The organism is Roseococcus pinisoli (assembly GCF_018413645.1).
Taxonomy (GTDB): Bacteria; Pseudomonadota; Alphaproteobacteria; order Acetobacterales; family Acetobacteraceae; genus Roseococcus; species Roseococcus pinisoli.
Map to the genome: position 1 here is coordinate 348,710 of NZ_JAHCDA010000002.1, position 12,996 is coordinate 361,705.

10 protein-coding genes and 1 tRNA gene are annotated in these 12,996 nt (G+C 68.6%); 10 read left to right on the plus strand and 1 reads right to left on the minus strand.

Translation table 11 applies throughout. The features are described from left to right. Positions 1–2 precede the first annotated feature (2 nt). Complete coding sequence (locus KHU32_RS10470; protein WP_213670050.1) at positions 3–1,829, plus strand: SLC13 family permease; 1,827 nt, start codon at positions 3–5, stop codon at positions 1,827–1,829. A gap of 20 nt (positions 1,830–1,849) precedes the next feature. Here KHU32_RS10470 and KHU32_RS10475 read toward each other — a convergent pair. Beyond that, positions 1,850–1,923, minus strand: a tRNA-Cys gene (locus KHU32_RS10475). Positions 1,924–2,033: 110 nt separating this feature from the next. Here KHU32_RS10475 and KHU32_RS10480 point away from each other — a divergent pair. From KHU32_RS10480 to KHU32_RS10520, 9 genes are all read left to right on the plus strand, one after another. Then, positions 2,034–2,744: a protein-L-isoaspartate O-methyltransferase family protein gene (locus KHU32_RS10480; protein WP_249681099.1), complete on the plus strand. Its 711-nt coding sequence runs from the start codon at positions 2,034–2,036 to the stop codon at positions 2,742–2,744. 106 nt (positions 2,745–2,850) lie between these two features. Continuing rightward, a complete protein-coding gene (locus KHU32_RS10485; protein ID WP_249680939.1) occupies positions 2,851–4,317 on the plus strand; it encodes a TolC family outer membrane protein in 1,467 nt (488 codons plus the stop codon). A 40-nt stretch (positions 4,318–4,357) separates the two neighbouring features. Then, entirely contained in the window at positions 4,358–4,840 is a 483-nt protein-coding gene (locus tag KHU32_RS10490; RefSeq protein ID WP_213670053.1) for a DUF2497 domain-containing protein, read from the plus strand. A 106-nt stretch (positions 4,841–4,946) separates the two neighbouring features. After that, on the plus strand, positions 4,947–7,643 hold the full coding sequence (locus KHU32_RS10495) for a valine--tRNA ligase (protein WP_213670054.1): 2,697 nt from the start codon (positions 4,947–4,949) through the stop codon (positions 7,641–7,643). Positions 7,644–7,715: 72 nt separating this feature from the next. Then, positions 7,716–9,434, plus strand: a complete 1,719-nt coding sequence (gene ilvD, locus KHU32_RS10500) for a dihydroxy-acid dehydratase (RefSeq protein ID WP_213670055.1) — start codon at positions 7,716–7,718, stop codon at positions 9,432–9,434. Between the two features lie 68 nt (positions 9,435–9,502). After that, complete coding sequence (locus KHU32_RS10505) at positions 9,503–10,093, plus strand: hypothetical protein (protein WP_213670057.1); 591 nt, start codon at positions 9,503–9,505, stop codon at positions 10,091–10,093. Positions 10,094–10,195: 102 nt separating this feature from the next. Next, the gene (locus KHU32_RS23075; RefSeq protein WP_249680942.1) at positions 10,196–11,101 is read left to right on the plus strand and encodes a flagellin N-terminal helical domain-containing protein; all 906 of its coding nucleotides are present in this window, start codon (positions 10,196–10,198) and stop codon (positions 11,099–11,101) included. A gap of 93 nt (positions 11,102–11,194) precedes the next feature. Beyond that, positions 11,195–11,536 (plus strand): flagellar biosynthesis regulator FlaF, encoded by a 342-nt coding sequence (locus KHU32_RS10515; protein ID WP_213670058.1) that lies wholly within the window; start codon positions 11,195–11,197, stop codon positions 11,534–11,536. A 10-nt stretch (positions 11,537–11,546) separates the two neighbouring features. Beyond that, complete coding sequence (locus KHU32_RS10520) at positions 11,547–12,995, plus strand: tetratricopeptide repeat protein (protein WP_213670059.1); 1,449 nt, start codon at positions 11,547–11,549, stop codon at positions 12,993–12,995. Position 12,996 lies beyond the last annotated feature (1 nt).

Sequence of the window (12,996 nt, forward strand, 5' to 3'; positions counted from 1 at the left end):
ACATGGGCACCGACCTGATTCTCGTCCTTCTCCTCCTCGGCGCCGCAGTCGTCATGTTCGTGATGAACCGGCCGCGGATGGATGCCGTCGCCCTCATCATGATCGCGGTGCTGCCCTTCACGGGCGTCCTCACGATCAACGAGGCGCTGGCCGGATTCTCGGACGCCAATATCGTGCTGATCGCGGCCCTCTTCGTGATCGGCGAGGGCCTGGTGCGGACCGGCGTCGCCCGCCACATGGGGGACTGGCTGAACGCCAAGGCGGGTGACAGCCAGACCAAGATGCTGGTGCTGCTGATGCTGGCCTCGGGCGTCCTCGGCGCCTTCATGAGCTCGACGGCCGTGGTGGCCATCTTCATCCCGGTGGTGCTGCGGATCTGCCAGAACACCGGCACGGCCCCCAGCCAGCTCATGATGCCGCTCAGCATCGCGGCGCTCATGAGCGGCATGATGACGCTGGTGGCGACGGCGCCGAACCTCGTGGTGAATGCCGAGCTGATGCGCCAGGGCGGGACGGGCTTTGGCTTCTTCAGCTTCACGCCCTTTGGCCTGCCGATGCTGGTGATCGCCATCCTCTACATGCTCTTCGCACGCCGGCTGCTGCCGCGGGGGACCGTGCTCACGGGCGTGCTGGGGCAGGCGAACCTGCAGACCTGGGTGGCGCAGTATGGCCTGGCGCAGCGCGCCTACCGGGTGCGGATCATGGCGGACTCGCCGCTGATCGGCCAGAAGCTGGACGACCTGTCGCTGCGGAGCAGCGGCGTGAACCTGCTGGCCATCGAGATCGGCGGGCGCTTCTCCACCGAGGTCATCCGGCCGACCGCCTATACCGTGCTGGAGGCGGGGCAGATCATGCTGCTCGACGTCATCCTGCCGGATGTCGAGATCGAGGCCCTGCGCGAGAAGTTCGGCCTGCAGATCCTCCCGCTGGGCGACGGCGCCTATCTGACGGAGAGCTCGCAGGAGATCGGCATGGCGGAGGCCATCATCCCCGCCGATTCGCCGCTGCTGGGCCAGACGGTGCTGGATGCCCGGGTGCGCTCGGAATCGGGGCTCACGGTCATCGGCCTGCGGCGAGGCAAGCGGGTCTTCGACCAGGACCTGCTGGAGGAGAAGCTCAAGATCGGCGACACACTGCTGGTGACGGGCTTCTGGTCGGATATCCGCCGCCTGCAGTCCGGCACGGCGGAGCTGGTGCTGCTCAACCTCCCGGCCGAGATGGAAGAGGTCCTGCCGGCGGCCAGCAAGGCGCCCCATGCGGTGGCGATCCTGGCGCTGACGGTCGGCCTCATGATCAGCGGGCTGGTGCCCAACGTCCATGCGGCGCTGCTCGGCTGCCTGCTCATGGGCGCGCTCGGCTGCATCGACATGAACGCCGCCTATCGCAGCATCAGCTGGAAGAGCCTGATCCTGATCGTCGGCATGCTGCCCTTCTCCCTGGCCCTGCAGCGGACGGGGGGCGTGGAGCTCGCGGCGGATGCGGTGACGGCCATCGCCGGCAATGCCTCCCCGCGCATGGTGCTGGGGGTGCTGTTCCTGATCACGGCCATGCTGGGCCTGTTCATCTCCAACACGGCGACGGCGGTGCTGATGGCACCCGTGGCGCTGGCGGTGGCGCGGGACATGGGGGCCTCGCCCTATCCATTCGCCATGACGATCGCCCTGGCGGCCTCCACGGCCTTCATGACGCCCATCTCGTCGCCGGTGAATACGCTGGTGGTGGGGCCCGGCAACTACGGCTTCGGCGATTTCGTGAAGGTGGGCGTGCCGCTCAGCCTGATCGTGATGGCGGTCAGCCTGGTGCTGGTTCCCATCATCCTGCCGCTCTGATCGTCATGTCGGGAGGGGGGTGGAGGTCCGAGGCGGAATTGAACCGCCGTAGCAGGTTTTGCAGACCTGTGCCTAACCACTCGGCCATCGGACCATACCTGTCGCGGTGTATCGGGCTACTCGACGCATCGGTCAAGGCATGCCGCTTTCCGCTCCCGCTCCTGGGGCCTATAAACCGCCCCATCAGGATTAGGGTGAGTGAAGATGGCGCATAGCCTGGTGACCGAAACGCCGCTGGCGGAGATGCCGCGTGTGGAAGAGGACTTCGCGCTGGCGCGGCGCTTCATGCTGGACTGCCAGCTGACGCCCAACGGCATCACCGACCCGCTGCTGCTGGGCGCGATGGGCGAGATCCCGCGCGAGGCCTTCGTTCCCGAGGCGCTGCGCGCCCGGGTCTACGCCGATGACGCGGTTCCCCTGGGCGAGGGCCGTACCCTTCTGGCGCCGATGGTGCTGGCGAAGATGATCCAGCTGGCCCTGGTCCAGCCCGGCGAGCGCGCGCTCGTCCTCGCGGCCGGCACGGGTTACGGCGCGGCGGTGCTCGCGCGGATGGGCCTCATCGTCACCGGCGTCGAATCCGAGGCGGGCTTCGTCGAGGCGGCCAGGCAGGCCGTGGATTTCGCCCTGGAAGGCAACCGGCCGACCCTGGTGGAGGGCGATGCCAAGGCGGGCCAGCCCGCCGGGGCGCCCTATCGGGTCATCCTCATCGAGGGCGCGGTCGAGTCGCTGCCGAGGGAGCTGGCGTCCCAGCTCGGCGAGGGGGGGCGGCTGGTCGTCATCCTGCGCCGGCGCGGCGAGCCCGGCCGGATCGTGATGCTGCGCAAGCTGGGGGGTGGCCTCACCGAGGTGGTGGGGCCGGACGCCGTCGGTCCTCTGCTGCCCGATTTCGCGCCGCCGCCCGGTTTCGTGTTCTGACGACTTGCCGTCCCGGAGGCGCCTCCCATTTGCGGCGTGGCGCGACCTCCCGGGAGGTGGCTATAATCCCCCAAGCGGGAACGGAGTTAGACAAATGCACAAGGGCATGAGGTTCGCTCTCCTGTCGGCCACGGCGGTTTGTGGTGTGGCGAGCGCCATCCTGGCAGCCGCTCCGGCCTCCGCGCAGACGATGCAGGAGTCCCTGGCCTTCACCTACAACAACAACCCGACGCTGCTCGCCGCGCGCGCGCAGCTCCGGGCGGTGGATGAAGGCGTGCCCCAGGCCCTGGCGGGCTGGCGGCCGACCGTGGTGATGGCCGGCAATGCCGGCGCCGCCGACGTGCGGACCCGCAGCCAGCAACAGGTCTTCCGCCCCGACGGCAGCTTCTTCTGGCGCGACCCGGCCGGCCAGCTGTCGAACGGCGTCATCGGGCCCATCCCGAACACCATCCGCCAGGAGCGGACCTCGGCCTCGGCCACGGTCACGCTGACCCAGCCGATCTATCGCGGCGGCCGGACCGTGGCGCAGACCCGTCAGGCGGAGAACACGGTCCTGGCCCAACGGGCCCGCCTGCTCGCCGTCGAGCAGCAGGTGCTGGGCGATGCCGTCCAGGCCTATATCGGCGTGATCCAGAACGGCGAGCTGCTGCGCCTAAACATCAACAACGAGCAGGTGCTGGTGCGCCAGCTCCAGGCGACCAACGAGCGCTTCCGCGTCGGCGAGATCACCCGCACGGACGTCGCCCAGGCCGAGAGCCGCCTGGCCGGCGCCCGCGCCACGCGCACCAACTCCGAGGGCACGCTGCAGATCGCCCGCGCCACCTTCGAGCGCGTGGTGGGCGCGGCGCCCCAGCGGCTGACCAATCCCCAGCCGCTCGCGGTGCCGATCCGCAGCGCCGCCGAGGCGCAGGCCGTGGCCATCGCGAACAACCCGAACGTGGTGTCGGCCCTCTTCAACGCCGCCTCGGCGCGCGACAACATCGATGTCCAGATGTCGGTGCTGCTGCCCCAGGTCTCCGCCAATGCGCAGGCCTTCCGGCAGGACAACCAGGTATCCCCGCACACCCGCCAGACCGGCGGCCAGGCGACGATCAACCTCTCGGTGCCCATCTTCCAGGGCGGCGCGGAGCATTCGGCCGTTCGCCAGGCGCGGCAGCAGGCGCAGCAGAACATCACCCTGGTGGACGAGCAGCGCCGGCTCGCGGCCCAGAACGCCTCCCAGTCGTGGGAGAATCTGCGCAGCAACCGCTCGCAGGTCGACAGCGTCCGTGCCCAGATCCGTGCGGCCGAGATCGCCCTGGACGGCGTGCAGCGCGAGGCCATCGTCGGCAGCCGCACCACGCTGGACGTGCTGAACGCCGAGCAGGAGTTGCTGAACGCGCGCACGAGCCTCGTGAACGCCCTGGCCTCGGTGGTGACGGGCTCCTACGCCCTGGCGGCCTCGATCGGGCGCCTCACGGCCCAGGACCTTGGCCTCCCCGTCGAGCTCTACGACATGCGCGCCTACTACAACGCCGTGCGCAACCGCTGGGTGGGCCTGGGCGACTACTCCACCGTGGCCGTGCGGCGCTGACATGTCCGGCGCGAGCTCCCCGGGTGGGTCGGATCCGTCGATGGACGACATCCTGGCCTCGATCCGCAAGATCCTGAACGAGGACGAGGCGCCCGCGTCTCCCCTCGCGCCGGGGGCGGAGCCGCCGATCCAGCTTACCACCGAGATGATGATCTCGGCGCCGGAACAATTTCCGGCGGCGGCCCCTGCGGCCGCCCTGCCTATCCTCGAGATCAGCCCTGCTCCCCCGGCCGCGCAGCCGCCCCAGACGGAGGCGTCCTTCATGTCCCTGGCACCCGAGCCGCCGGCCTCTGGCCTCGTCGATCCTCTGGCCGCCGCTGCCGCCGCCTCCGCCTTCGGCCAGCTTTCCCGCCTCGCGCAGGATCGCGGCGCAGCCGTGACGCGGAATGGGCCCACGATCGAGGACGTGGTGCGGGAGGAGCTCCGGCCCATGCTGAAGGCCTGGCTGGACGCCCATCTGCCCGCCACGGTCGAGCGGCTGGTGCGCGCCGAGATCGAGCGGGTGATGTCCCGCCAGGGCTGATCTTGGCGACTTCGCGGAGCTGATTCGCGTCTTCCGGCCCCCAGGACCGGGAGGCGAGGGGCTTTGGGGACTTGACGCGCCGCTCGCCGCGTTCGACCTCTGGGCGATGCTCGACAAGGCCTTCGACCCCGCCTCCATGGAAGCCCGGCTCTATGCCGCTTCCGAAGCCTCCGGCGCCTTTGGTGCGCATCCGGAGAGCAATGCTCAGCCCTTCACCGTCGTGATTCCGCCGCCCAATGTCACGGGCAGCCTCCATATCGGACACGCGCTGAACAACACGTTGCAGGACGTGATGGTGCGCTACCGGCGCATGCAGGGGCGAGACGCCCTCTGGATGCCCGGTACCGACCATGCCGGCATCGCCACCCAGATGGTGGTCGAGCGCCTGCTCGGCACCCAGGGCAAGACCCGCAAGGAATTGGGCCGCGAGGCCTTCGTGGACCGCATCTGGGAATGGAAGGCCGAGAGCGGCGGCACCATCACCCGCCAGCTTCGTCGCCTGGGCGCCTCGCTCGACTGGCCGCGCGAGCGCTTCACCATGGATGCCGGCCTCTCCAAGGCCGTGGTCGAGGTCTTCGTGCGTTTGCACAAGGAAGGCCTGATCTACCGCGACACGCGCCTGGTGAACTGGGACCCCGTCTTCCAGACCGCGATCAGCGACCTCGAGGTCGAGAGCCGCGAGACCAAGGGCCAGATCTGGACGCTCCGCTATCCCGTCGAGGGCGAGCCGGGCCGCTACATCCTGGTCGCCACCACGCGTCCCGAGACCATGCTGGGTGACACGGCCGTGGCTGTGCACCCCGAGGACGAGCGCTTCAAGGACCTGATCGGCAAGAAGGCCATCGTGCCCCTGGTCGGCCGCGCCATCCCCATCGTGGCCGATACCTACAGTGACCCCGAGAAGGGCACGGGCGCGGTGAAGATCACCCCCGCGCACGACTTCAACGACTATGAGGTCGGCCGTCGGCACGACCTGCCCATGCCCTCCGTGCTGGATGCCGAGGCGCGCATCTGGCTCGACGAGATCGCGGGCGACCTGCGCGCCCTCGACGGTGTGGCCGAGCCGGACTTCGTGCGCTCCCTGGCGGGCGTGGACCGCTTCGAGGCGCGCAAGCGCATCGTGGCCGAGCTGGAGCGCCTCGAGCTCTTCGAGAAGGCTGAGGCCCACAGCAACACCGTCCCGCATGGCGACCGTTCGGGCGTGCCGATCGAGCCGCGGCTGACGCTGCAGTGGTATTGCGACGCCGCGACGCTGGCCAAGCCCGCCATCGAGGCGGTGGAGACCGGCAAGACCGAGTTCGTGCCCAAGCAGTGGGAGAACACCTTCTTCGCCTGGATGCGCGACATCCAGCCCTGGTGCATCTCGCGCCAGCTTTGGTGGGGCCATCGGATCCCGGCCTGGTACGGCCCGGAGGGCAGCATCTTCGTCGAGAAGGACGAAGAAACCGCCAAGGCCGCGGCCAAGGCGCAGTTTGGCCGCGACGTGGAGCTGACGCGCGACGAGGACGTGCTGGACACCTGGTTCAGCAGCGGCCTCTGGCCCTTCTCGACCCTGGGCTGGCCGGAGCAGACGCCGGAACTGGCGAAGTACTACCCGACCGACGTGCTGGTGACGGGCTTCGACATCATCTTCTTCTGGGTCGCCCGGATGATGATGTTCGGCATCCACATTATGGGCGAGGTCCCCTTCAAGCACGTGGTCATCCACGGCCTCGTGCGGGACGAGAAGGGCGCCAAGATGAGCAAGTCGAAGGGCAATGTCCTCGACCCGCTTGAGCTCATCGACGCCTATGGCGCCGACCCGGTGCGCTTCACGCTCTGCGCCCTGGCCTCGCCCGGACGCGACATCAAGCTCGCGAAGACGCGGATGGAGGGCTACCGCGCCTTCGCCACCAAGCTGTGGAACGCCGCGCGCTTCTGCGAGATGAACGAGATCGCAGCGCGCCCCGGCTGGGATCCGGCGACGGCGAAGAGCCCGCTGGCGCGCTGGATCCTCGACGGCGCCAATGCGGCCATCGCCGAGGCGACGGCGGCGCTCGACGCCTTCCGCTACGACGATTACGCGAACGCGCTCTACCGCTTCACCTGGAACAGCTTCTGCGACTGGTTCCTGGAATTCGCCAAGCCTGTCCTGAACGGGCCCGACGGCCCGGAGAAGGAGGAGGTGAGGGGAGCCGCGCAGCATGTGCTGGGCGTGATTCTGCGCCTGCTGCACCCGGTGATGCCCTTCATCACCGAGGAGCTCTGGACGCATCTGGGCTATGGCGGCGAGGCCAGCCTCATCACCGCGCCCTGGCCCGAGGCGACGGCCGTGAACGGCGCCGCCGAGGCGCGGGCCGAGCTGGACGGTGTGGTGCGCCTCATCTCCGAGGTGCGTGCCGTGCGCGCCGAGGTGAATGTGCCGCCCTCGATCAAGACCAAGCTGCTCGTGCAGGGCGCCTCGGCCGAGACGCTGGCCCGTGCCAACCGCTGGATCGACGCCATCGGGCGCCTCGCGCGCGTGACGGAGATCGAGGTGCTGGAGGGCGCGCCGCCCAAGGGCGTGGTCCAGGCCGTGGTGGGTGAGGCGACGCTGATGCTGCCGCTGGCCGAGGTGATCGATCTCGGTGCCGAACGCGCGCGCCTGAACAAGGACCGCGTGAAGGCCGAGGGCGAGGTCAAGAAGATCAACGCCAAGCTCGGCAACGCCGAGTTCATCGCCAAGGCAAAGCCGGAAGTGATCGAGGAGAACCGCGAGCGCCTCGCCGATGCGGAGGCCGAGATCGCACGGCTGGATGCGGCGTTGGCGCGTATCGCCGGCTGAGGCAAAGGGACGGCCCCCTCGCTTTCGGGGCCGTCCTGCGCTTTCCTCTGTGCCAACATAGAGGATGACGCCATGACCACCTGGGACAAGTCGCGCCTGCCGAGCCGCCATGTCAGCGTCGGTCCGGAGCGCGCGCCGCATCGCAGCTACTATTTCGCGATGGGCATGACGCGCGAGGAGATCGAGAGCCCTCTGGTCGGCGTCGCCTCCTGCTGGAATGAGGCGGCGCCCTGCAACATCGCACTCAGCCGCCAGGCGCAGGCGGCCAAGCGCGGCGTCACGGCCGCCGGCGCCGCGCCGCGCGAATTCACGACCATCACCGTCACCGACGGCATCGCCATGGGCCACCAGGGCATGAAGGCCTCGCTGGTCTCGCGCGAAGTCATCGCGGATTCCGTCGAGCTCACGATGCGCGGCCATTGCTACGACGCGCTGGTGGGCATCGCGGGCTGCGACAAGACGCTACCGGCCATGATGATGGTCATGCTGCGGCTGAACGTGCCGAGCGTCTTCCTCTATGGCGGCTCCATCATGCCCGGCCGCCATCACGGCCGCGACGTGACGGTCCTCGACGTCTTCGAGGCGGTGGGCCAGCACGGCGCCGGCAATATGTCCGACGAGGAGCTGCGGGAGCTCGAGGAGCATGCCTGCCCCGGGGCGGGCGCCTGCGGTGGGCAGTTCACCGCCAACACCATGGCCTGCATCTCCGAAGTGATCGGCCTGGCGCTGCCCTATTCGGCCGGCGCGCCCGCGCCCGACACGGAGCGTGACGAATACGCCTATCGCAGCGGCTATGCGGTGGTGGACCTCATCCGCAACCAGCTCCGTCCGCGCGACATCGTGACGCGCAAGGCACTGGAGAATGCGGCGGCGATCGTGGGCGCCACCGGCGGCTCCACCAATGCCGGCCTGCATCTGCCGGCGATCGCCAACGAGGTAGGCATCGACTTCCCGCTGGAAGAGGTCGCCTCGATCATGCGCAAGACACCACACATCGCCGACCTGAAACCGGGCGGGAAGTACGTGGCGCTGGACGTGCACCGTATCGGCGGCGTGCCGGTGATCATCAAGGCGCTGCTGGAAGGCGGGCTGCTGCACGGCGACTGCATGACCGTGACCGGCAAGACGCTGGCCGAAAACCATCGGGAAGTCGTCTTTCCGAAGGGGCAAGACGTGGTGCGCCCGGTCTCCAATCCGATCTCCCCGATCGGCGGCGTGGTGGCACTGAAGGGCAACCTCGCGGAAGAGGGCGCCATCGTGAAGATCGCCGGTATGGAGCGGCTGCGCTTCGAGGGCACGGCGCTCTGCTTCGACGGTGAGGAGGAGGCCTTCGCCGCCGTGGAGGCCCGCGCCTACAAGCCCGGCGACGTCATCGTCATTCGCTACGAGGGGCCAAAGGGCGGTCCGGGCATGCGCGAGATGCTGAGCACCACCAGCGCCATCTACGGCCAGGGCATGGGCGAGAAGGTGGCGCTCATTACCGACGGGCGCTTCTCGGGCGCTACGCGCGGCTTCTGCATCGGCCATGTCGGGCCGGAGGCGGCGGTGGGCGGCATGATCGGCCTGCTGAAGAATGGCGACCGCATCATCATCGATGCCGAGGCCGGGACGATCGACGTCGAACTGGACGAGGCCGAGATCGCGCGCCGCCGGGCCGAATGGAAGCCGCGCGGCCATAACTTCAATTCGGGCGCGCTGTGGAAATACGCGCAGACTGTGGGTCCCGCGCGAACGGGGGCCGTGACGCAGCCGGGCGCCCGGGCCGAGACGCATATCTACGCGGATATCTGAGCGCGCCTTAGCCGTGCATTAACCTTCGCGGATCCATCCTGACGGCAGATCAGGATTGGACCCGCAAAATGCTGGACGCGATCGCTCCTCTCGCCGGGCTGACCCCGGCCATGTCCCCCGCTGAACAACGGCTTCTGCGCGAGGCGGCGGCTGGCGCCGCCTCGGCCGTGGAATTTGGCTGCGGCGGCAGTACCGGATTGCTCCTCCAGGAGGTGCTCGGCCCGGTGGTCTCGGTGGAATCCGATCCGCGCTGGCTGTCCCGGTTGCGCGGTGAGCCCGATTGCGTCGAGGCCGCGGCCTCGGGCCGGTGGCATGGGCTCCATGCCGATCTCGGGCCGGTCGGCGCCTGGGGCTGGCCCCGCGACGCCGCCCGCCGGGCCGATGGAACCGTCTATTGGAACGCACCCTGGTCCCTCAGCCCGGCGCCCGCCTTCGTCCTGGTGGATGGCCGGTATCGCGTGGCCTGCGCGCTGGCTGCGCTACAGCGCCTGGCGCCCGAAGGGATCGTCGCCGTGCATGATTTCTGGGGGCGGGAGCATTACCGGCCCCTCCTGGATTTTGCCGAGCTGATCGGCACCACGGCGAGCCTCGTGCTGCTGGCCCCGAAACGGGGCGTGGAGCTGCCCGATCCGGCAGCCTTCTCCGGCGACGCGCGCTGAGCGCGGAAACGCGCTGGCCCTAAACCTTCCTTAACCTTCCGACGGCAAGGATGCGCATGCCCCCGGAATGCGGGGGTGGCCAAGAGGCAAAGGAAAAACCCCATGTCGCTGAATTCCGTGAACACCAATCTGGGCGCGATGGTGGCGCTCCAGTCGCTCAACAAGACCAGCGCCGAGCTTGAGGCGACGCAGAAGCGCATCTCGACCGGCTATCGCGTGGCCGATGCGCGGGACGACGGCGCGGCCTATGCGGTGGCTGAGCGCATCCGCGGCGACCTCGCCGCAACGACTTCGGCGAACCAGCAGCTCGGCGGCATCAAGGGCCTGCTCGACACGACGCGCACGGGCCTCGAGAACATCTCGAACGCGCTGAAGGATGTGAAGGCCACCATTGTGGCGCTGTCCGACGCCAATATCACCCCGAGCCAGCGCAGCCAGTACATGGCCTCCCTCAAGGAGAAGTTCAGCCAGATCGCGAACTTCGTGACGGACACGACCTATAACGGCCAGTCCATGCTGAACACGACCGCCGACGTCACGGCCACCGGCACCACGCTCGGCGAGATCAGGACGGTACGGAACGGGGAAGGGGCGTCCTACTCCTTCGCCAAGATCGCCTCCAAGGGCATCAACGGGCAGGCGGGCTTCAGCGCGCTGACGGGCCTGGGAATGACGACGAGCGGCGTCGCGGCGGGCGGGACCCTGGCGGCGGCGATCAGCAGTTTCGGGGCAGCCCTGACCACGGGCGGCGCCGTGAACATCGCCATCAACAACACGCTGACCGCGATGAACAACCTCGGCAGCTACAGCAAGTATGTCGACAGTCAGATCAACTTCAACAAGGCGAAGATGGACGCCCAGGAGGCGGGCATGGGTGCCTTGATCGACGCCGATCTGGCGAAGGAATCGGCGCGGCTGCAGTCGCTGCAGATCCGCCAGCAGCTGAGCAGCCAGGCCCTGGGGATCGCGAACCAGGCGCCGCAGGTCCTGCTGTCGCTCTTCCGCTGATCGATGGAAGCCGGGCTGGCAGAAGGCCGCCCGACCTCGCCGCGGAATTCAGAAGGCCGCTGATAGGCCCCCACCATGGAGGAGAGCCGAGCCATGTCGTTCGCCACGAATTCCGATGCGGCCGGAAGCTACCGTCGCCAACTGACGCCCAAGCAGATGGAGGCCGAGGTCTATGGCCGCACCACGCGCGCCCTGCGCGAGGCGGCGGGCACCGAGAACACGCTCGTCCGCGCCCGGGCCCTGGCCGATAATCGCCGTCTCTGGGACGCGGTGCTGAGCGCCGTGATCGATCCCGGCAATCGCCTTCCCGTGGCGCTTCGTGCGCAGATCGCGTCGCTGGCGCGCTCCGTTCTGCGTGAATGCGACCTGGAGGCGCCCGACATGGATCACCTCATCGACGTCAACGAGCAAATCGCCGCCGCGCTCTGGGCCTGAGGGCAGTTGGATGTCCACGCTCCCCACGACCAGGACGGCCGCAGATCCCGGTATCCTGGCCCGGCTCATCGACCGAAGCCGACGCGCGCTGGATGCGCGGCGGGCGCCGGAGGCCGTTCTCATGCTCGAGCGCGCGGTGGTGATGCCTGATGCCCCACCTGAGGCCTACGGCCTTCTGGCGGAAGCCTTGCTGCAGACCGGCCGCTCGGAGGAGGCGCTGCGGGCCGCCGATACGGCGCTCACCGCCCAGGCAGAAGATCCCGCGCTGCGCCTGCTGCGCGCACGGATCCGGCGCGAGGGAGGCGATATGCGAGGGGGGATGGACGATGCCGCCGCGGCGGTGATGAGCCAGCCCTCCAGCCTCGAAGCCAGAACGCTTCTTGCGATCTGCCTCTCGGAAGCCGGCTTGCATGATGAGGCGCTGCTCCTCTTCCATCAGGTGCTGACGGCGCAGCCGGCGAACGCTCTCGCGGCCGCGATGCTGGCCATGGCGCTGATGCGCTCCAACCGGCACGACGCGGCCGAGGAGGTCTACGCCCTGGCGGAATCCCTCTCCGGCAAGCCGCGCGGCCTCGTCGTGCTGCGGGCGCAGAATGCGATCCTCGGTGGTGAGGCGCAGTGCGCGGTGGTGATGCTGGAACAGGCGGTGGTCGCCGCGCCGGATAGCGGCATCTGGGCCATGCTGGGTCAGGCCTATCACCGGCTCGGCCTCATCGACGAAGCGGGTCACGCCTATGCGGAGGCCTCCGCGCTGGAGAAGGACAACGCCTATCTGCGCCATCTGGCAGTCGCCGTCGGCGGGCTTCCGCCCGAGGGCGACCGCGCGAGCGAGCGATACGTTATCGAGGTCTTCGATGGCTTCGCTGGAAGGTTTGAGGAATCGCTTTTCTCCCTCGGCTATCGGATTCCCGGCGTCATGCTTCGCATGCTTGAAGCACGCCATGAGCAAACCGGCCGGGGATCGGCGAAGCTCGGCGACGTGCTGGATCTCGGATGCGGAACGGGGCTGATGGGCGCCGCTCTTCATGACCTTCTGGGGGGACGTCTGGTCGGGATCGACCTCTCACCTCGGATGCTGGAAGTGGCGGGCGGGAAGGGCATCTATACCGAGCTGCGATGCGAAGATGTGGTCGCTGCCCTGCGATGGGACCGGACGACCTATCAGATCATCCTGATGGCCGACCTGCTTTGCTATTTCGGGGCGCTGGAGGAGGTATTCACCGCGGCTCGTTCCTGCCTCTCGCCTGACGGCATCCTTCTCTTCAGCATCGAGGCCGCCGAACCTGGGGCACGCTGGAGCCTCACGCGCAGCGGCCGATATCAGCAAAGCGAGGACTACATGCGTTCGGCGCTGATGCAGTCCGGCATGGTCCTGCTCGAATGCCGCGAGGAGATCCTGCGCTTCGAGAGTGGCGAGCCGGTGAGGGGCTTCGTCGTGCTGGCCGCGATGGCGCATTGAG